An 18,629-nucleotide genomic window follows, 5' to 3' on the forward strand; every position below is an offset into this window, starting at 1 on the left:
ATGCTGGCACTGATCGCAGGAACCGGGGCCTTGCCGGGTGAAATTGTGTCGCAATTGGCAACGCGCCCCTTGATTTGCTGCATGGCTGGGAATGAACCAAGCTCAGTTACGGCAGAGCTGCATTTCCGGCTGGAACATTTGGGTAGTTTTCTGGCCGAACTGACCGCGCGCGGCATCACCGAAATTTGCATGGCGGGTGCGGTTGGCCGCCCCAGGATTGATCCATCGGCAATTGACGCGGCGACGTATCCCTTGGTGCCGGTGTTGCAGGCAGCACTGGCTGCAGGCGATGACGGCGCCTTGCGTGCGGTGATCGAAATATTTGAGACATCTGGTTTTGCTGTGAAATCCGCGCAGGACGTGGCGCCGGATCTTTTGATGACAGCGGGTGTACCAACTGTGGTTCAGCCGGGCGAGCTGGATAAGGCAGATGTCCTGCGCGGGGCCGAAATTTTGGCGGCGATGAGTGCTGCCGACATTGGACAATCCTGTGCCGTTCGAGGTCGGCAGGCCATCGCTGTGGAAAATACTTTTGGAACCGATTGGATGTTGCAGGCTTTGCAGCATCGCCCGGATGGGCAGGGTGGATTGTTGTTCAAGGCACCCAAAACTGCACAGGATCGCCGCGCCGATTTACCAACAATTGGTCCCGCCACCGTTGAAATGGCCGCCAAGGCGGGCCTGTCCGGCATTGTTCTTGAGGCGGGCGGCGTCATTGTACTGGCGCAGGATGAGGTGATCGCAACTGCCGATCGGCTGGGGTTGTTTTTATGGCTGCGCCCGGCATGAGCCTGCGGGTGTTCATTCTGGCCGGTGAGCCCTCGGGCGACCGGTTGGGGGGCGCTTTGATGGCTGGCTTGCATGAGCTGGCGCCCGGCGTGAGTTTCGCCGGTGTCGGCGGGCCGATGATGACGGCGCAGGGGCTGTCATCGCAGTTTCCCATGGACGAGCTGTCGATCATGGGGATCGCCGAAGTGCTGCCTAAGTATCTGCATCTGAAACGGCGGATCCGCGAAGTGGCCGAGGCGGTGATTGCCAGCAAACCGGATGTGCTGATTACCATCGACGCGCCGGATTTTTCGTTGCGCGTTGCCAAACTTGTGAAAAAATCCAGCGCCATCCGGACGGTGCATTACGTCGCACCTTCGGTCTGGGCCTGGCGTCCGGGGCGCGCCAAGAAAATGGCACGGGTCATCGACCACGTGCTGGCATTGCTGCCCTTTGAGCCAAAATTCATGCAGGTTGCGGGGATGGATTGCGATTTTGTCGGCCATCCGGTGGTCGCTGAGCCGCAGGCGACACCGGCTGAAATCACTGAGTTTCGCCGCGAGATGGGGTTGGGCGATGCGCCCTTTGTGCTGGCCTTGCCCGGCTCACGTCGTTCAGAGGTGCTCCGATTGGCGCCGGTGTTTGGCGAGGCCCTGAGCGGGTTCCAGAAAACCAACCCAAAGATGCGCGTGGTTGTGCCTGCGGCTGCGGCCGTTGCCGGGCTCGTCCGTGAAAATCTGCAAGACTGGCCCAGCGACGTTTTGGTGTTCGATCCCAATGATTTCGAACCCGAAAAAGCGCAGGCGCATAAACGGGCGGCTTTTGCCGCTGCTGATCTGGCGCTGGCGGCCTCTGGCACGGTTTCGCTGGAATTGGCCGCCGCAAAGACACCGATGGTCATTGCCTACAGGTTTCAGTGGCTGACCTGGCGGATCATGAGATTTATGGCGATGATTGATACCGTGACGCTGGTGAATTTGGTCACCTGCAGTCGTTTTGTACCGGAATGCCTAGGCCCCGACTGTACTGCCGAAAAAATCATCGCGGCGCTGACACAGGTGGCGGCCGGTCCTGCGGACCAACAGCGGGCAATGGCATTGACGATGAAGCAATTGGGCCAGGGTGGAGAAGTCCCGGGGCTGCGCGCCGCGCGGGCTGTACTGGACCGGCTGACCTAAGCGTTGCCAGACCCTTTGCTCAGACCCTTTGCACAGGCCTTTTGCCCAGTGTCGCCACCGGGCATAGGGTCTGGTTGCTGAATCAATAGCCGCGCCAGATCCAGCCACCGCCAAAAATCCGGCTGTCGTCGCTGGCGTAGAACACACAGGCCTGCCCCGGGGACACGCCTTCTTCGGGGGTCAGCAACTCGACTTCGGCCTCGGTGGCCGAGATCGGCCGGATGATGGCCTCACGGGGGGGGCGGGTCGAGCGCACTTTGACCGACAGATGCCATTCCTCGCGCGACATGAAGGGTTCATCCCCCAACCAGTTAATCTCGCGGACAGGGATCTTGCGGGTGGCAAGGAGCTCTTTGCCGCCAACCACAACTTGTTTGGCATCGACGTCCAGTTTGACCACATATAGCGGCTCGCTCAACCCACCGATGCCAAGACCGCGGCGCTGGCCGATTGTATAGTGCAGTACACCGTTGTGGCGGCCCAATATACGTCCGTCAGCATGTACAATCTCGCCCGGCTCTGCAGCACCAGGGCGCAGTTTCTCAATCAGACTTGCATAATCACCGTCGGGCACAAAGCAGATGTCCTGGCTGTCCGGCTTATCCGCCACTGCCAGCCCGTATTGTGTCGCCATTTTGCGGGTGGCGTCCTTGCTAGGCAAATGGCCCAGCGGAAAGCGTAGAAAATCCAGCTGCTCCGGCGTGGTGGGAAACAGAAAGTAGCTTTGATCCCGGCTGGCATCGGTGGCTGAATGCAACTCGGCGCCAAGGGTACCCATCTTGCGTTGGATATAGTGACCGGTGGCCATGCAGTCGGCCTCCAGGTCCCTGGCGGTCTGCAACAGGTCCTTGAACTTGATTCGTTCATTGCACCGAATGCAGGGCACCGGCGTGGCGCCAGCCAAATAGCTGTCGGCAAACTCGTCGATCACCGCATCCTTAAAAATGTTCTCATAATCCAGCACGTAATGTGGAAAGCCGTATTCCTCGGCGACGCGGCGGGCATCGTGGATATCGATGCCTGCACAGCAGGCACCTTTCTTGGCCAGCGCGGCGCCATGATCATAGAGCTGCAGCGTTACGCCAACCACGTCATAGCCCTGATCGGCCAAGTATGCTGCGACAACAGAGCTGTCGACACCGCCGGACATCGCCACGACGACACGGGTTTCAGAGGGTGGTTTGGCAAAACCAAGTGAGTTTAGCGGGGGGAACGAATCCAGCGCCATGGGGCGACTCCTGGGGGATTGGGGCAGACGTCGCAGAATATAGGAAAATCCTACAGACTCTCAAGGGGCATGGTTCACATATCATTAAGTCGTGTCGGTCAAGGCTGACGGCGTACAATAAGGAATACGGTGATGTTTTTGAAGAAAGTCGACGGGCCACGCGCAGTTACGCTGCCGGACGGGACTGTTATGACCCACGCTGACCTGCCGCCAGAAACCACCAGCCGTTGGGTTGCCTCTCGCAAGGCCGCAGTGGTTCGCGGGGTTCTTTATGGATTGCTGCCTCAAACTGAGGCAATGCAACGCTATGGTTTGAGCGAGGAAGAGTTTCGCAGCTGGATTGCAGCGGTGGCAGATCACGGAGTGGATGCCTTAAAGACCACAGCATTGAAAAAATACCGATAGACCTAGGATCTGACCCTTATTAACTATTATGGTAACGGAGCGTTAACCTTTTTCCATCAAGGTTAACGCAACTTGAGAGAAAGAGCTTACAGGCGGAGATAAGAGACCATGCGCATACTTCTGGTGGAAGACGACCCAACAACAGCAAAAAGCATTGAACTGATGCTGACCCATGCGAACCTGAACGTCTATGTGACGGATCTGGGGGAAGAGGGCATCGATCTGGCCAAGCTGTACGACTATGATTTGATCCTGCTGGATCTGAACCTGCCGGATATGAACGGCCACGAGGTGCTGCGTCAACTGCGTTTGGCACGGATCGAAACTCCAATCCTGATTCTCACTGGTGAAGATGATACTGAGAACAAAATCAAAGGCTTTGGCTTTGGTGCTGACGACTATATGACCAAACCGTTCCACCGCGAGGAACTGGTTGCGCGTATTCACGCCATCATTCGCCGCTCCAAGGGCCACTCGCAGTCGATCATCAAAACCGGCAAGATTGCGGTTAACCTGGATGCGAAGACGGTCGAAGTAGATGGTAAATCCGTGCACCTGACCGGCAAAGAATACCAGATGTTGGAGCTGCTGAGCCTGCGTAAGGGGACGACGCTGACCAAGGAAATGTTCCTGAACCATCTGTATGGCGGCATGGATGAGCCGGAGTTGAAGATCATCGACGTATTCATCTGCAAGCTGCGCAAGAAGCTCAGCACTGCGACAGAGGGTGAAAACTACATCGAAACGGTCTGGGGTCGCGGATATGTTCTGCGGGATCCGCAGGTGGAACAAATGCCGAGCAGCCCACGCTTGGCTGTTGGCGCCTGAGCCTATCCGGTAGCGGTGCCTCAGGGCGCCGCTGCTGTATTGCCCGGCAAGGAATTCTGTTCGAGTTGGTTTGAACATCTGGACCCGGCGCGCCTCACATCCTATCACCGTGACAGCAGGTGACAGGGGGCGCACATGAGCCAGACCAACAAGACAAAAACCACATCTCTTTCTGAAAGCGATGCCCGCATTGAATTGCTGCATCTGCAAGAGAAACTACGGCTGGCTGACCTTGATTATCACCAAAAAGATTCTCCGACATTGTCGGATGCGGACTATGATTCGGTAAAGCGGCGTTACCTCGACCTGCTGAAATGGTTTCCACAGCTTTCCCAGATTGCCACCCAAGTCGATCAGGTCGGCGCACCGGTCGCCTCTGGATTCGGAAAAATCTCTCATGTGCTGCCAATGCTGTCTTTGGGCAATGCATTTGACGATGAGGATGTTGAGGCTTTTGACGCTAGTGTTCGCAAATACCTCAGCCTGGCAGCGGAGCAACAGCTGTCCTATAGCGCAGAGCCAAAAATCGACGGGTTGTCGCTGTCTCTGCGATATGAAAACGGGAAACTGCTGCAGGCGGCGACGCGGGGTGATGGCTCTACCGGTGAAAATGTCACGGCAAATGCCCTGACTATTTCAGATATCCCGCAACAGATTGCCAATGCGCCAGACGTGCTGGAGGTGCGTGGCGAGGTCTATATGAGCCACCAGGACTTTGCGGCATTGAATATCCGCCAGCAAGAACGCGGCGGCAAAGCCTTTGCCAATCCCCGCAATGCGGCGGCGGGATCCTTACGCCAATTGGACGCCGAAATTACCCGCTCCAGACCTTTGCGGTTCTTTGCCTACAGCTGGGGCGAACTCTCTGCGCCCCTTGCAAAAACTCAAATGGACGCCATCAAGCGACTGACTGATTTTGGGTTTAAAACCAACGCTTTAACTAAGTTGTGTCTGTCCCCAGTTGGGATGATCGAACATTATCATAAAATCGAAGCACAGCGGGCATCCTTAGGATACGATATCGACGGTGTGGTGTATAAAGTGAATGACCTTGGCCTGCAGGGGCGGCTTGGTTTTCGGTCGACAACGCCCCGCTGGGCGATCGCCCATAAATTTCCGGCCGAACTGGCCTGGACCCGGATCGCGGCCATCGACATTCAAGTGGGTCGCACTGGCGCCCTCAGTCCGGTTGCCCGATTGGTGCCGGTGACAGTTGGCGGCGTGGTGGTTTCCAATGCCACGTTGCACAATGAAGATTACATCGCCGGGCGTGATTCCAAAGGCGAAGACATCCGCGGCGGCAAGGACATCCGAGTTGGGGATTTTGTGCAGGTGTATCGCGCCGGCGACGTGATCCCCAAGGTGGCCGATGTAGACCTGGGTAAACGGCCCGACGATTCAAAGGCTTATACCTTTCCTGCCCTTTGCCCTGATTGCCATAGTCCGGCTGTACGCGAAGAGGGAGACGCCGCGCGTTATTGCACGGGCGGACTGATTTGCCCCGCTCAAGCCAAGGAAAAGCTGAGACATTTTGTGGCGCGCAAGGCCTTTGATATTGATGGGCTCGGCGCAAGGCAGATAGAGTCCTTCTATGAGAACGATGATCTGCAAATTCAGGAGCCGGCCGATATCTTCACATTGGCAAGGCGGGATGCGGCCAAATTTACCAAACTGAAAAATCGAAGTGGCTGGGGCGACCAAAGTGCTGCGAAGCTGTTTGCGGCCATTGAAGACAAGCGCCGGATAGCCTTTGGCCGGATGTTGTTTTCATTGGGTATTCGCCATGTGGGCGAAACCGCAGCCAAGGATTTGGCACTGCATTTCATGAGCTGGGTTAAATTGGTAGAGGGTGTTGATACCGCGCGTTCAGCAGCCCTGGCATGGCGAATGGCGGATGAGGCCGAAGACGCAGAACGTATTGCAGCTAAATCCTCAAACCGACGTGCAAAAATCAAGGAAACACGGGATTCGGTGATCGCGGCTTGTGAAATTCAGCCTGGGTCTGCAGCCGCGTGGCAGGGTCTTACAGGCATTGATGGCATCGGCGCCTCTGTCGCCCTTTCATTGACAGACGCCTTTGCAAACGTTGCAGAACGCGCTGCAATCATGAGGTTGGCCGCCGAACTTGAGATTGTTCCACCGGAAGCCCCCCCCAATGAAAGCCCGGTCGCCGGGAAAACTGTGGTGTTCACCGGCACATTGGAAAAAATGAGCCGCGCCGAGGCCAAATCACGGGCTGAGGCTCTTGGGGCCAAGGTGTCCGGATCCGTTTCCAAGAAGACCGACATATTGGTGGCCGGCCCAGGGGCGGGGTCCAAAGCTAAGAAAGCCTCCGACCTTGGCGTCAAAATCCTTGATGAGGACAGTTGGCTTGCTCTGATAGACCAGGCATGAGCGGTCGCCCGGAAATCCTGTTCCCCCTGTTCTCTGAAGTCGAAGCGCTGCAGGGCGTTGGCCCAAAGACAGCGCAGAACTTCGCTCAAATGGCCATTGAAACGCCGCGGGACCTGTTGTTTTTACTGCCATATTCCGTTGTTGATAGGCGGACCCGGGCAACAGTAAAAGGTGTCGATTTACCTGCCGTGGTGACCGTTGAAGTGACCATTGGTGAACATCGTGCCGCGCGTAATCGCGGCGGCGCCTATCGCATTCTAGTCACCGATGCTGAGATCGATTTTCAACTGGTGTTTTTTCACGGTCGCAGCAGATACCTGGAGTCTCAGGTGCCGGAAGGGGCCCGTCGCGTTGTCTCCGGTAAGGTAGAATTGTTCGACGGATTGGCGCAAATGGTGCATCCAGATCATATGGTGCCGTTGGATGAGGCAGCTGAGATCCCAGAGTTTGAGCCCGTCTACAGCCTGACTCAGGGCCTCACCCAGAAAACGATCTGCAAATCCGTTCGCAGTGCATTGGCGCGGCTGCCGGAACTGGAAGAGTGGATTGATCCGGCGCAGATGGCGAAAGAAAACTGGCAGCAGTGGCACCGCTCCGTTGTCAACGCACATCAGCCAAACGGGCTGGACGACTTGGATGCCAGGTCTCCGTCACGTGCCAGATTGGCATATGACGAGTTGTTCGCACATCAGTTGACTTTGGCGCTGGCACGACAAACGGAACGTAAGGCGCGCGGAATTTCAAGTATCGGGAATGGTCGGCTACAGGCTTCGGTGCTTGCGGCTCTTCCCTATAAACCAACCGCGGCCCAGAGCCGGGCAATTGCCGAAATTGCCACCGATCTTGGGTCAGGCAAACGGATGAACCGGTTGTTGCAAGGCGATGTTGGTTCCGGAAAAACATTGGTTGCTTTCATGGCTTTACTGGTCGTTGTTGAAGCAGAAGGTCAGGGTGTAATGATGGCCCCAACCGAAATTTTGGCCCGCCAGCATCTGGATGGATTGCGGCCCTTGGCGGAAGATGCCGGGGTGGTTCTGGAGCTGCTCACCGGGCGTGACAAAGGCGCAGAACGAAGGGCCAAGTTGGCAGCATTAGAGCGGGGTGACATCCATATTTTGGTTGGCACTCATGCGGTGTTTCAGCAGGACGTGGTCTTTCACGATCTCCGGCTGGCTATCGTCGACGAACAACACCGGTTTGGCGTCCGCCAGCGTATGGAACTTGCTGAAAAAGGGCAGGGCGCCGATGTTCTGGTGATGACGGCCACGCCAATTCCGCGATCCCTGGCCCTGGCGCAATATGGCGACATGGATATCTCAACCCTGGATGAAAAACCACCGGGACGTAAACCTGTCAAGACGGCAGTGATCAGCACCGAGCGGATGGAGGAGGTCATCAGCCACCTGCGTCAAGCCATTGCCCAGGGTCGCCAAAGTTATTGGGTGTGTCCCTTGGTCGAGGAATCCGAGGTGATGGATTTGACCGCCGCGGAAGACCGCTTTAAGCGATTGCGCGCGGTTCTGGGGGAAGGCATCGTCGGATTGGTCCATGGCCAGATGCCCGCAGCGGAAAAAGACGCTGCAATGGCCGCTTTTCAGGCGGGTGATACATCCGTTCTGGTCGCGACAACGGTGATCGAGGTGGGGGTGAATGTACCAAATGCCTCCATTATGGTGATCGAGAGAGCTGAGATTTTCGGCCTGGCTCAATTGCATCAGTTGCGGGGACGGGTCGGGCGGGGAAGCGCCGAGTCGACCTGCCTGTTGATGTATCAAGCGCCGTTGAAAGAGAGTGGCCGCAAGCGACTTGAGATACTGCGGGAAACTGAGGATGGTTTTGTCATTGCCGAAACCGATCTGCAGATGCGGGGTGCCGGCGATATGATCGGCACCGCCCAATCGGGGCTTCCGAGGTTCCAAATCGCTGATTTGGAAAGACAGGCCGGGTTGATGGCGGTGGCACAAAGCGATGCGCGGGCCCTGCTGACAACGGATCCAGCTCTGGAAAGTCCCCGTGGACGGGCAGCGCGCGTTCTTTTGTGGTTGATGAGACAGGATCGAGCAATTCGTCTAATTTCAGTGGGTTAAGAGTTTTTCGGTGAATGTTCCGGGCTGTGTTCGCAAATGTTCTCATAAAGTTCTTTACAGAAGCCTTTAAAAATGAGAACAAAGGGTCAACAAACACCGCAGAGTGTGATCAACAGACACAATTTTTCCTGGAGGCTAATTTTATGATTGAACAAATCAAGAACACATTGCAACATTCGCCATCGACCCTTTTACAGGACGCGGTGGGCGCGGCCTCTTTGATCGTCATATTACTTGTCGGCCTGCATATGCCTGGCCTGATTTAGGATTTCTGATTGCGCTCTCGTGCCGGTTGCACCAACATCCTGTCCCAAATGATGCTGGGGTCTACTGTCTGCCCTGACCCCACAGCGGATCTGTCTCATGATCCGTCGGTGGCAATCCGGATCCCGCATGAGAGAGCGACCCTGCCGCCGCCATCTTCCCGGATGTGCGGCGGTCTTTTTTTGCCCGAGCCCCGATGGCGGATCTGCCGCTGTGTTGACCTGAGGGCGCCATGACCCTGGGCGATACCCTCAAACCAAAATCTCTGAAAAGGTATTAGGCGTAATTTTTCCGTGTGATCTGTTGCATTGCTTCAAGAGTGGCTTCTAGCGCCAGCAAAATCGAAGCATGACGGTTTTTGAAGTCACGGGCAGGGATGAGAACTTCGAGCCCGTCAAAAGGTGACGACGGTACCGGGCCTTTATCCATCAGCATCGATTTAAGCTGATCGCGGGCGGTTTCGACTTGATCATAGGTGCATCCCAAAATCGCAGACCCCACAATAGACGCCGAGGCCTGCCCCAGCGCACAGGCCTTAACATCCTGACCAAAATCGGTGATTTTTCCATTAGACAGCCGCAGATCAACGGTGATCGCCGATCCACACAGCGGCGCGCGCTTTTTGACCGTTGCATCTGGTGCCTCAAGGCGGTCCAAATGCGGAATATCTGCGGCCAGCGCCAAAATACGCGAGGAGTAGAGTTTGATCAGATCACTTTCGCTGGACATATGTCTTCCTTGGGCTTTCCCTGACTGGGCGTTCTCAATACATAGGGTGCTCTATCCAGATGCAAAAGGTTTTTTTTATATGTCCTTTGATACCAGCAGCCTGACCTACAACATGGCCGGCCTGATCCCTTGTATTGCCCAGGATGCCAGCAGTGGCGAGGTGCTGATGATGGCCTGGATGAATGCGGAGGCCGTCGCTATGACTTTGAAAACCGGGAATGTCACCTATTGGTCACGCTCAAGGCAGGCATTTTGGGTCAAGGGCGAAAGCTCGGGCCATAGTCAGCAACTGGTGGACCTGAGGGTGGATTGTGATCAGGATTGTTTGCTGGCAACGGTTCGCCAAACCGGACCGGCCTGCCACACCAATCGTCGCAGCTGTTTTTATACGTCAGTGCGGGACGGGGTTGAGGTCGAACTGATGCAGCCAATGACGTGATCGGTCTGGTCGGCCTTGTCGCTGGCTGGGTGTATTGGCCGACTGAAAGAGACCCCGATTAGTCAAGCCCAACCATTTTTCTGATGTCCTGCCGGCTGGCCCCCTCAGCGCGGTATTTGGCGATGGCGCGGGCGTCATCGCGTTTGGCCAGACGTTTACCGGCGCCGTCGCGCATTAGCTTGTGGTGGTGGTAGGTTGGAGTCGGCAGACCCAGCAGTCGTTGTAAAACAACATGGATCTTTGTGGCCTCAAATAGATCCTCTCCGCGCACCACATGGGTGACCCCCTGTGCCGCGTCGTCCAGCACCACCGAAAGATGGTAAGACGTTCCCATACCCCGGCGCGACAGGACAATGTCGCCAACCGAGTCAACGATCTGTTGGGCTGTGAATTCGATCCGACCGGTTTCACCATTGGGGCCATATCCTGTTTCGGTGAAAGCAGCACTGGAAAAGGCGCAAGCACGTTGCATGTCTAACCTGATGGCGGTCTCTTCGGGGATGGGGTTTTGCCCTGTGAGTGCTTGATCCTTAGTCATGTTTCTCTTGCATGTCTGGGGGTAGATAATGCCGTCGGGACCATATGTCTGGGCTCCTTCTTGTGGGGCCGAGGTAGCGGTTTCGATATCACGGCGGCTGCAGATGCAGGGATACAGAACTCCGGATGCCCAAAGGTGTTCCAGAGCGGTCCGGTATCTGTCTTTTTGATCGGATTGGCGCAGGACTGGGGTTGGCCAGCAAAGCCCCAGCCAAGATAGATCGTCGTATATCTGTGCTTCCCAGTGATCGCGGGCACGGGACTGGTCAATATCTTCGATCCGCAGCAGGAAATCACCGCCCTCGGCCCTGGCCATATCCTGTGCCAGCAATGCTGAATAGGCGTGGCCCAGATGCAGAGGGCCGGTTGGGGACGGGGCAAAACGGGTGATGAATGTCACGGTCCTTCTGCCCCACTTTGTTGCTTAAGAGAAGTCTTCAACCCACTCAGACCAAACAATTTTCGCCCGATCTGTATAGGCTTTGTAGCGGTCTTTTCGGCCGCGGCGGCCACCCTTTAAGCCGTCAACGGGCCGAAATAGGCCAAAATTGACGTTCATCGGCTGAAATGTCTTGGCCTCGGCGCCACCGGTGATGTGGTGGATCAAAGCACCCATGGCGCTGTCCTGCGGCACATCGGGCACCTCTTGCCCAAGGATTTCGGCCGCGGCCATGCGCCCGGCCAATAGTCCCATGGCGGCACTTTCCACATAGCCCTCGACGCCGGTGATTTGTCCGGCAAATCGGATGTTTGGCTTTGTTTTCAGCCGCATTTGGTCGTCAAGTAAAGTGGGAGAGTTGAGGAATGTATTGCGGTGGATGCCGCCAAGGCGGGCAAATTGAGCCTCCTGCAATCCCGGGATCATCCGCAAGACCTGGGTTTGAGCCCCGTATTTCATCTTGGTCTGAAATCCGACGATATTGAACAAGGTGGCGAGTTTGTTGTCGCGGCGCAGCTGCACCACGGCATAGGCTTTTTCTTCGGGTTTATGTGCATTGGTCAACCCAACCGGTTTCATCGGACCAAACCGTAGTGTTTCGCGGCCGCGCTCGGCCATGATCTCAATCGGCAGGCAACCGTCGAAGTACCCGGCGGTTTCGCCCTCATGGAACTCGGTTTTTTCGGCGGCCAATAGCGCGTCGATAAAGGCCTCGTATTGGTCTTTTGTCATCGGGCAGTTGAGGTAGGCGGTTTGCTCTTCCTCGGTTTCACCTTTGTCGTAACGCGATTGCATCCAGGCCTGGGACATGTCGATGCTGTCAGCATAGATGATTGGCGCAATGGCGTCGAAAAAGGCCAGCGCTTCAGCGCCGGTCTCGGCCTGGATTGCCTGGCCCAATGCGGCAGAAGTCAGCGGGCCGGTGGCAAAAATCCAATGCCCATCGTCGGGCAGCCTTGTGATTTCGTCGTAGCATACTGTGATATTGGGGTGGCTTATCAGGCTGTCATTGACCGACTGAGCAAAAGGCTCGCGGTCCACCGCCAGGGCGCCGCCGGCGGGCAGCCGATGTTTGTCTGCGGTGGCCATGATCAGCCCATTGGCGGCGCGCATTTCCCAATGCAACAGACCAACGGCGTTTTGCTCGTCATCGTCCGATCGAAAGGAATTGGAGCAGACCATCTCGCCCATATTGCCAGTTTGATGGGCAAAGGTTTCCACTTTGGGGCGCATTTCGTGGATCACCACTTGAACGCCCATGTTTGCGGCCTGCCAGGCGGCCTCGGAACCGGCCATGCCGCCGCCGACGATATGCAATGTTTTTGTCATGGATGCGACATAGGCCAGGGCGCCGGTTGGTGCAATATGGCGGCTGAAAAATAACACCGCAGAGGGTGTCTTGGTGGTGCCAAAATGCGCTAATGCACACTTAGTATCCCCATAATGTCTGGTAAGGCAGTGAATTGGGGTCGCCGCTGCAGGAATGTCGAACCGGGGAGAGAACCGGTTTGGAGGGACCTTCCACAGGCGGCGACCCAAATTGTGACCGGGCTATAAGCCCTGCCCAATCATTGCCATATTCTTGCCTTCTTTGGAAGGCTCGATATGGAAACAATGCGCAGCAAATCGTAAACAAAGACTAAAATTTTCTAGAAATTATAGTCATTTTTCCAGTTTGGTTGTCTTTTTTCGGCAAATGCCATCATGCCCTCGATGGTGTCTTGCTGCAGCAGGTTCTCGACGATCACCTCGCTGGTGAAGGCATAGGCCTGATCCAGCGGCATTTGCAGCTGCTGGTAAAAGGCTGGTTTGCCAATCCTGACCGCCGCGCCCAGTTTGTTGGCAATGGTAGTGGCCAACTGCAATGTTTCGGCCTCAAGCTGTGGACTTGGGACTGCGTGGTTGATCAATCCCAGTTCGGCGGCGCGGGGGGCCGTCATGAAATCTCCGGTCGTTAGCATTTCCAGCGCATGTTTGCGGGGGATGTTGCGCGACAGCGCCACCATCGGGGTCGAGCAGAACAGCCCTATATTGACGCCGTTGACGCCGAATTTGGTGTCGTCTGCGGCCACGGCCAGATCGCAAGAGGCAACCAGCTGGCAGCCCGCGGCGGTGGCAATTCCATGCACCTGTGCGATCACCACCTGTGGCAGGTTCTGCAATCCTGTCATCACCGCAGTGCAACGGGCAAACAGATCCTGGAACGCGCTCTTGCCACCATCCGCAGAGGCGCGGGCGGCGTTCATCTGTTTGATATCATGGCCGGCACAGAATGCCTTGCCTGCGCCCGAGAGGATGACGACCCGGACCGTGGTGTCCGTCATCAACGATTCGATCTGCGCCTGCAGCGCCGCCAGCATTTCGTCCGACAGCGCGTTTAGCGTCGTAGGCATGTCCATTGTCAGATGGGCGATGGCGCCAGTGTCGTGGCGTTTTAAAATTGTCATCTTGCTCTCCTTGGCGTGCGTGCCCAATCTTAGGCCGCACCGAGATAGGAGAAAAGTATGTCATTGCAGATGGACGCGGCGGAATTGATGGAGTTCTTGAATGAAGTGTTTCCACAGGTTCAGGAGGACTTTGCCGTGGAGGGCCTGTCTGAGACTGAAATCTCGATGAGGTTATGTGTTCAGGAAAAGCACCTGCGTCCAGGGGGGACAGTTTCAGGGCCGTCGATGTTTGCACTGGCTGATTGTGCGGCCTATGCGATGGTTCTGGCCCGCATCGGGCGCAAGGCCCTGGCGGTGACGACCAGCTGTTCGATGGATTTCATGCGCAAGCCGGTTGCGGGGGGGGATCTGATTGCCACCTGCAAACTTCTGAAACTGGGACGGTCGCTGGCGGTTTGTGATATTTTAATTCATTCCGTTGGCCAGGAGGCAGCTGTGGCCCGCGCCAGCATGACATATTCAATCCCCCCGACGCGTTGATTTAAGGGTTCCCATAGCAACATTTATGGCTACCGGGGAATTTGCAATCTGATGAAAGATCGACCTTTTGGGTGTGATACCCGTCACAAAAAAAAGGGCCGGGGTTTCCCCCGGCCTTAAAGTGGTTCCAGCGTCCCTGGGGATCAAGGGCGCCAGAACGGAAGGGTGGCTTGGTGATGGGCCTCGGCACGGTTGCGGCCGATGTCGTCCAACTGTTGTTGGGACATATGGCGCAGGTGCTTGCGGGTTCGGCGGCGCAGGGTCCATTTGGTGATAAGTACAGCAAACGCGACGGCCCATTGTGCCACGACCGGCAGCGCCGGGCGGCTGACCAAAAAGGACATGTTAGATTGAGGCATGTGAGCGTTGTGTATCATCGGGTGCTCCAATATTGTGTTGATACAATCCTGCGTTTATGTTACTCTCGATTGATACAAAGCAAAATGATTGCTGTCCACGGAAGGATTGTAATGAGTACAATTTGGCCTCAGGATCTTGCTGGCACCAAGGGTCCGAAGTATAAAAAGCTAGCCGATACAATTCGTTCGGCGGTTGATGATGGCAACCTATTGGTCGGCGACAAGCTACCACCCGTTCGCGAATTGTCCTTTCAGCTGGGGATTACGCCTGGAACAGTGGCGCGTGCCTATTCGATTCTAACGGACGAGGGCTTGCTTAAGGCCGAGGTTGGTCGCGGCACCTTTGTTGCGACCAAGCAAAAACCGGTGCTGGATGATGTTTGGGCCAGGCAATTGCACGTTCATGAACTGAATAACCCTGATCACATCAGCCTGTTTAGCCCCAGAATCCCCGATGTCGGGCAGGTGGCGGCAATCCGCAAAGCGCTGGTGCAGGTTGCGAGCGGCCCAGAGCTTTCCTTTCTCAGTTACCCGACTAGAAGTGCCTATCAACCGGTGCGCGAAGCCGTGGTCAAATGGTTGTCGGAATTGCCGGTTGGAAGTCTGGATGAGAAAGATGTGGTTCTGACACATGGCGGTCAAAGTGGCTTGATGGTGGTGATGCAGGCCATATTGAAAGGGCCGCAACCCACCGTTTTGATCGAAGATCTGTCTTATGCCGGATTTCGCCGCGCCGCTGAATTGTTGCGCGCCCGGGTGGTCGGGATCGAGATGGACGAACATGGGGTTGTGCCGGAAGCGCTGGAGAAAGCCGCGCGCCAGTCCGGGGCCTCGATTTTTTGCACAAGTCCCGAAGTTCACAACCCGACTGGCCTGTATACGCCACTGGAGCGACGTCAGCAGATTGTTCAGGTGGCCAGGCGCCAGGGTCTTCAGATCGTTGAGGATGATTGCTATCGGATGGGGGACCCCCGGGCGCCAAGCTATCGTTCGTTGGCTCCGGAATTGGGCTGGCATGTAAGTTCTATATCAAAGACGTTGACGCCCGCGCTGCGGGTTGGATTTGCCCTGTCGGCACAGGGTCGCGGCGCCGATTTGCGACGTGCCGCCGAACACGGATATTTTGGGCTGGCGCAGCCATTGGCCGCGTTAACCTGCATCTTGCTGGGCGATCCAAAGACAAAACTTCTGGCACGCGCCGTCCAGGCCGAAATGGGCCGCTATGTGCGCGTTGCGGTAAATACCCTCGGCGGGTTTGATCTGACCTGGGATGATCAGGTGCCATTCTTATGGCTGCGGTTGCCAGCTGGCTGGCGGTCCGCTGCCTTTACGCGCGCGGCCGAGGCACAGGGCATCCAGATAAGATCCGCGGATGAATTTGCCCTGCGGGACGGGCGGGCCCCCAATGCGGTGCGTATTGCGATAAACTGCCATGTCTCGCTGGAGGTGTTTGAGGCGGCAATGCAGCAGTTAAGGGCCTTACTGGACAATCCACCTGAACAGATCAGTGTTTAAAGTGGGGTATTATAGTACCTAATTTGCAACCTGCTGAAATCACTTAATTAATTCTCGGTAGTTGCGGTTGACTGGTGCTGAGGATCACCGTAAACCCCGTCCATAGAATTCGAACATCGGACCTGTGCCGGTGTTCTTCACGTTAAACAGGATTTACCTGCCATGAAAACCTTCTCTGCTACCCCAGCAGATATCGAGAAGAAATGGATCATCATCGACGCCGAAGGCGTGGTGTTGGGCCGTCTTGCCTCGATTGTAGCCATGCGTCTGCGTGGCAAACATAAGCCAATGTTCACTCCTCACATGGATTGTGGTGACAACGTCATCATCATCAATGCTGAAAAAGTGCAGATGACTGGCAAAAAGCGCGAAGAAAACTTCTACTGGCACACCGGTCACCCGGGTGGCATCAAGTCGCGCACCAAGCAGCAGATCCTCGAGGGCAAGTTCCCCGAGCGCGTTATGATCCAGGCGGTCAAGCGCATGTTGCCGGGCAACAAACTCAGCCGTCAGATTATGACAAACCTGCGTGTCTACGCGGGTGCCGAGCATCCCCATGAGGCGCAAAGCCCCGAAGTTCTGGACGTTAAGTCCATGAACAAGAAAAACACGCGGAGCTAATGTAGATGTCTGATCAGATCAACACTCTCGAAGAGCTGAGCGCCGTTGCAGGCGTTGAAGCTGTCGCCGAAGACATCATTGTACTCGATCCTGTGCGTGATGAACTTGGCCGGTCTTATGCAACTGGCAAGCGTAAAGACGCTGTTGCCCGCGTTTGGATCAAGCCGGGTTCCGGCAAGGTCACCGTCAACGGTCGCGAAATCAAAGTGTATTTCGCCCGCCCGGTCCTGCAGATGATCCTGCGCCAGCCGTTCCAGATTACTGGTACAGAAGACCAGTTTGACGTGTGGGCCACTGTCAAAGGTGGTGGCCTGTCGGGTCAGGCCGGCGCGGTCAAGCATGGTATTTCCAAAGCCCTGCAGCTGTATTACCCCAACCTGCGCGGCGCTCTGAAAGCTGCTGGATTCCTGACACGCGACAGCCGTGTTGTGGAACGTAAGAAATACGGTAAGGCCAAGGCCCGGAAGAGCTTCCAGTTCTCCAAGCGTTAAGTTTGGACCGTATCCCATTGAAAAGGCCGTGCAATTTGCGCGGCCTTTTTGCTTTTCCAGGGGGCGGTTTGTTGACGATTGGTGCCGGGTCACTCGGCAGTCAGGGCAGACTTCAATCGATCCGGATAATCGGCGGGGAACTGCCAGAGGGCGCTGCCCGGCACCCGGGCCAATCCACGCGTCGCCGGCGACAGACCTTTGAGCAGGGAAACAAAGATATCGCTGCTGGTCCAAGGCGACGAGCGAAAATACCAATGGCCGTTGCCCAGATCGACCCCTGGCGCATTGCTGGAATCAATCAATGACAGTCGCGGCTCGGCGATCAAGAGGTCCTCAATGCCCGGTGAAACCTCACCTTCGGCGGCAACCTGACCCAAACGGTTGCGGCCAAACACCATTCGACTGATGTTCAGCGCTGCGTCACTGCCCGACATATAGATCGACAAGTGATCCATTCCTTCCAGCAACCCATCCGCAAGCGCTTGGATGAAATAGGTTCGGTCCAGATCACTGCCGATCAGGATGACTTGCCCCAGCCGCGCCCGGCGGGTGCCGGACACCTGATTTTGTAGGGCAATCTGATAGGCCACCTCAAACACCAGTCGGGATCCGGCACTATAGCCGATCAGGTGAATCCTGCGCGCATCGGTGCTGTCCGATACGAATTCTATCAGTTTGCGCAGGTTACGCCGGGTGGCGCTGGCAGTTTCCAGGTCACGGAAGTAAGCGAGGCGACTTGGCGTTGCGGGCCAATTGTAACTGATGAAGGCGCCTTGATACCCCAGGAAATGCTGTAGCTCTTTGGAGACCAGGGTCGGGTATTCGAAATCGACATTATAGCCGTGGACATAGATAAAGACGTCCCGGTTGCCTGACAGGACCAATTGCCGGTCGATGCTTTTTGAGAAAATACTGGCCGCTTTTCGGGTGACTTGCTCGGGCAGGGGCATCCCATTTTCATCACTCGAGGAAAACGGCATTGGTCCGATCTCATGCACCGTTGATACCTTGAGGGTCCGCGCAATATCGCGCTCTCCAGCCAATGTAATACGATGCAGGCTTGCCCAGTCCTGGGCTGGCGGGGTCATTTTGACGTTGGCGACCCCGGTGCGCAGGGCGATGCCTCTTTCATTGGTGTAAAAGGCCTGTTTGTCATCCGCCCCAGCCACCCGCCTATCCGTCGCGTAGAACAGTTGGGTATGGGCCTGGATTTGCTGAGCACTGCGATTGTTAAAGGGATCCAGATCGCCATCGACATAGACCGTAGGGGACGGCATCAGTTTTAGCTCGTTATAGATATTTTCGCCGCATCCCGGCAGCATCAGTGCAACGACAAGCGGCCAAACCGCGCGCGACAGCCCTCTTTTTTCGTCTGAACCACAATAGGCTATTCTGTGTACCAAGGACTGCTCGTGTTTTT

18 protein-coding genes are annotated in these 18,629 nt (G+C 56.2%); 11 read left to right on the forward strand and 7 right to left on the reverse strand.

What is annotated here, in order from left to right:
- Nucleotides 1-789: an LpxI family protein gene (locus QPJ95_RS19165; protein WP_270918980.1), complete on the forward strand. Its 789-nt coding sequence runs from the start codon at nt 1-3 to the stop codon at nt 787-789.
- Nucleotides 786-1,946, forward strand: coding sequence for a lipid-A-disaccharide synthase (lpxB, locus tag QPJ95_RS19170; protein ID WP_270919031.1), 1,161 nt, complete (start codon nt 786-788; stop codon nt 1,944-1,946). The genes QPJ95_RS19165 and lpxB overlap by 4 nt, the downstream gene beginning before the upstream one ends.
- An 82-nt stretch (nt 1,947-2,028) precedes the next feature.
- On the opposite strand, the gene mnmA is transcribed toward lpxB, so the two are convergent.
- Nucleotides 2,029-3,174: a tRNA 2-thiouridine(34) synthase MnmA gene (mnmA, locus tag QPJ95_RS19175; RefSeq protein ID WP_270918979.1), complete on the reverse strand. Its 1,146-nt coding sequence runs from the start codon at nt 3,172-3,174 to the stop codon at nt 2,029-2,031.
- A 132-nt stretch (nt 3,175-3,306) separates the two neighbouring features.
- Here mnmA and sciP point away from each other — a divergent pair, with 132 nt between their 5' ends.
- The 4 genes from sciP to recG all read left to right on the forward strand — a co-directional run bounded on the left by sciP (nt 3,307) and on the right by recG (nt 8,888).
- A complete protein-coding gene (gene sciP / locus QPJ95_RS19180; protein ID WP_270918978.1) occupies nt 3,307-3,579 on the forward strand; it encodes a CtrA inhibitor SciP in 273 nt (90 codons plus the stop codon).
- A 108-nt stretch (nt 3,580-3,687) separates the two neighbouring features.
- The gene (ctrA, locus tag QPJ95_RS19185; RefSeq protein WP_270918977.1) at nt 3,688-4,407 is read left to right on the forward strand and encodes a response regulator transcription factor CtrA; all 720 of its coding nucleotides are present in this window, start codon (nt 3,688-3,690) and stop codon (nt 4,405-4,407) included.
- A 135-nt stretch (nt 4,408-4,542) separates the two neighbouring features.
- A complete protein-coding gene (gene ligA / locus QPJ95_RS19190) occupies nt 4,543-6,801 on the forward strand; it encodes an NAD-dependent DNA ligase LigA (RefSeq protein ID WP_270918976.1) in 2,259 nt (752 codons plus the stop codon).
- Nucleotides 6,798-8,888, forward strand: coding sequence for an ATP-dependent DNA helicase RecG (gene recG, locus QPJ95_RS19195; RefSeq protein ID WP_270918975.1), 2,091 nt, complete (start codon nt 6,798-6,800; stop codon nt 8,886-8,888). The genes ligA and recG overlap by 4 nt, the downstream gene beginning before the upstream one ends.
- A 540-nt stretch (nt 8,889-9,428) precedes the next feature.
- Here recG and QPJ95_RS19200 read toward each other — a convergent pair.
- Nucleotides 9,429-9,881 carry an iron-sulfur cluster assembly scaffold protein gene (locus QPJ95_RS19200; protein WP_270918974.1) on the reverse strand — a complete coding sequence of 151 codons (453 nt, stop codon included), beginning with the start codon at nt 9,879-9,881 and terminating at the stop codon, nt 9,429-9,431.
- 79 nt (nt 9,882-9,960) lie between these two features.
- On the opposite strand from QPJ95_RS19200, the gene hisI reads away from it, so the two are divergent.
- Nucleotides 9,961-10,320: a phosphoribosyl-AMP cyclohydrolase gene (gene hisI, locus QPJ95_RS19205; RefSeq protein WP_270918973.1), complete on the forward strand. Its 360-nt coding sequence runs from the start codon at nt 9,961-9,963 to the stop codon at nt 10,318-10,320.
- Nucleotides 10,321-10,378: 58 nt separating this feature from the next.
- Here hisI and gluQRS read toward each other — a convergent pair whose 3' ends face one another.
- From gluQRS to QPJ95_RS19220, 3 genes are all read right to left on the reverse strand, one after another.
- Nucleotides 10,379-11,257: a tRNA glutamyl-Q(34) synthetase GluQRS gene (gene gluQRS, locus QPJ95_RS19210; protein WP_270918972.1), complete on the reverse strand. Its 879-nt coding sequence runs from the start codon at nt 11,255-11,257 to the stop codon at nt 10,379-10,381.
- Between the two features lie 24 nt (nt 11,258-11,281).
- A complete protein-coding gene (gene trmFO / locus QPJ95_RS19215; protein WP_270918971.1) occupies nt 11,282-12,625 on the reverse strand; it encodes a methylenetetrahydrofolate--tRNA-(uracil(54)-C(5))-methyltransferase (FADH(2)-oxidizing) TrmFO in 1,344 nt (447 codons plus the stop codon).
- Nucleotides 12,626-12,945: 320 nt separating this feature from the next.
- The gene (locus QPJ95_RS19220; RefSeq protein WP_286018191.1) at nt 12,946-13,743 is read right to left on the reverse strand and encodes an enoyl-CoA hydratase; all 798 of its coding nucleotides are present in this window, start codon (nt 13,741-13,743) and stop codon (nt 12,946-12,948) included.
- A gap of 57 nt (nt 13,744-13,800) precedes the next feature.
- Here QPJ95_RS19220 and QPJ95_RS19225 point away from each other — a divergent pair, with 57 nt between their 5' ends.
- Nucleotides 13,801-14,223: a PaaI family thioesterase gene (locus tag QPJ95_RS19225; RefSeq protein ID WP_270918969.1), complete on the forward strand. Its 423-nt coding sequence runs from the start codon at nt 13,801-13,803 to the stop codon at nt 14,221-14,223.
- Between the two features lie 143 nt (nt 14,224-14,366).
- Here the strand turns inward: QPJ95_RS19225 and QPJ95_RS19230 are convergent, their stop codons facing one another.
- Nucleotides 14,367-14,600, reverse strand: coding sequence for a DUF1127 domain-containing protein (locus tag QPJ95_RS19230; RefSeq protein WP_270918968.1), 234 nt, complete (start codon nt 14,598-14,600; stop codon nt 14,367-14,369).
- A 93-nt stretch (nt 14,601-14,693) separates the two neighbouring features.
- Between QPJ95_RS19230 and QPJ95_RS19235 the strand changes: the two genes are divergently transcribed.
- The 3 genes from QPJ95_RS19235 (at nt 14,694) to rpsI (ending at nt 17,209) form a co-directional block, all read left to right on the forward strand.
- On the forward strand, nt 14,694-16,097 hold the full coding sequence (locus QPJ95_RS19235) for an aminotransferase-like domain-containing protein (RefSeq protein WP_270918967.1): 1,404 nt from the start codon (nt 14,694-14,696) through the stop codon (nt 16,095-16,097).
- 162 nt (nt 16,098-16,259) lie between these two features.
- Entirely contained in the window at nt 16,260-16,718 is a 459-nt protein-coding gene (rplM, locus tag QPJ95_RS19240) for a 50S ribosomal protein L13 (protein ID WP_270918966.1), read from the forward strand.
- Nucleotides 16,719-16,723: 5 nt separating this feature from the next.
- Nucleotides 16,724-17,209 carry a 30S ribosomal protein S9 gene (rpsI, locus tag QPJ95_RS19245; protein WP_270918965.1) on the forward strand — a complete coding sequence of 162 codons (486 nt, stop codon included), beginning with the start codon at nt 16,724-16,726 and terminating at the stop codon, nt 17,207-17,209.
- 89 nt (nt 17,210-17,298) lie between these two features.
- On the opposite strand, the gene QPJ95_RS19250 is transcribed toward rpsI, so the two are convergent.
- A complete protein-coding gene (locus tag QPJ95_RS19250) occupies nt 17,299-18,612 on the reverse strand; it encodes an alpha/beta hydrolase (RefSeq protein WP_270918964.1) in 1,314 nt (437 codons plus the stop codon).
- Between the last annotated feature and the right edge of the window lie 17 nt (nt 18,613-18,629).

Origin of the sequence: Parasedimentitalea psychrophila (assembly GCF_030285785.1) — a bacterium.
Taxonomy (GTDB): domain Bacteria; phylum Pseudomonadota; class Alphaproteobacteria; order Rhodobacterales; family Rhodobacteraceae; genus Parasedimentitalea; species Parasedimentitalea psychrophila.

Bases quoted from the DNA above. Each gene is read 5' to 3' on its own strand.
- QPJ95_RS19165 (WP_270918980.1), top strand. From the start codon at position 1: ATGCTGGCACTGATCGCAGGAACCGGGGCCTTGCCGGGTGAAATTGTG.
- lpxB (WP_270919031.1), top strand. From the start codon at position 786: ATGAGCCTGCGGGTGTTCATTCTGGCCGGTGAGCCCTCGGGCGACCGG.
- mnmA (WP_270918979.1), bottom strand. From the start codon at position 3,174: ATGGCGCTGGATTCGTTCCCCCCGCTAAACTCACTTGGTTTTGCCAAA.
- sciP (WP_270918978.1), top strand. From the start codon at position 3,307: ATGTTTTTGAAGAAAGTCGACGGGCCACGCGCAGTTACGCTGCCGGAC.
- ctrA (WP_270918977.1), top strand. From the start codon at position 3,688: ATGCGCATACTTCTGGTGGAAGACGACCCAACAACAGCAAAAAGCATT.
- ligA (WP_270918976.1), top strand. From the start codon at position 4,543: ATGAGCCAGACCAACAAGACAAAAACCACATCTCTTTCTGAAAGCGAT.
- recG (WP_270918975.1), top strand. From the start codon at position 6,798: ATGAGCGGTCGCCCGGAAATCCTGTTCCCCCTGTTCTCTGAAGTCGAA.
- QPJ95_RS19200 (WP_270918974.1), bottom strand. From the start codon at position 9,881: ATGTCCAGCGAAAGTGATCTGATCAAACTCTACTCCTCGCGTATTTTG.
- hisI (WP_270918973.1), top strand. From the start codon at position 9,961: ATGTCCTTTGATACCAGCAGCCTGACCTACAACATGGCCGGCCTGATC.
- trmFO (WP_270918971.1), bottom strand. From the start codon at position 12,625: ATGACAAAAACATTGCATATCGTCGGCGGCGGCATGGCCGGTTCCGAG.
- QPJ95_RS19220 (WP_286018191.1), bottom strand. From the start codon at position 13,743: ATGACAATTTTAAAACGCCACGACACTGGCGCCATCGCCCATCTGACA.
- QPJ95_RS19225 (WP_270918969.1), top strand. From the start codon at position 13,801: ATGTCATTGCAGATGGACGCGGCGGAATTGATGGAGTTCTTGAATGAA.
- QPJ95_RS19230 (WP_270918968.1), bottom strand. From the start codon at position 14,600: ATGATACACAACGCTCACATGCCTCAATCTAACATGTCCTTTTTGGTC.
- QPJ95_RS19235 (WP_270918967.1), top strand. From the start codon at position 14,694: ATGAGTACAATTTGGCCTCAGGATCTTGCTGGCACCAAGGGTCCGAAG.
- rplM (WP_270918966.1), top strand. From the start codon at position 16,260: ATGAAAACCTTCTCTGCTACCCCAGCAGATATCGAGAAGAAATGGATC.
- rpsI (WP_270918965.1), top strand. From the start codon at position 16,724: ATGTCTGATCAGATCAACACTCTCGAAGAGCTGAGCGCCGTTGCAGGC.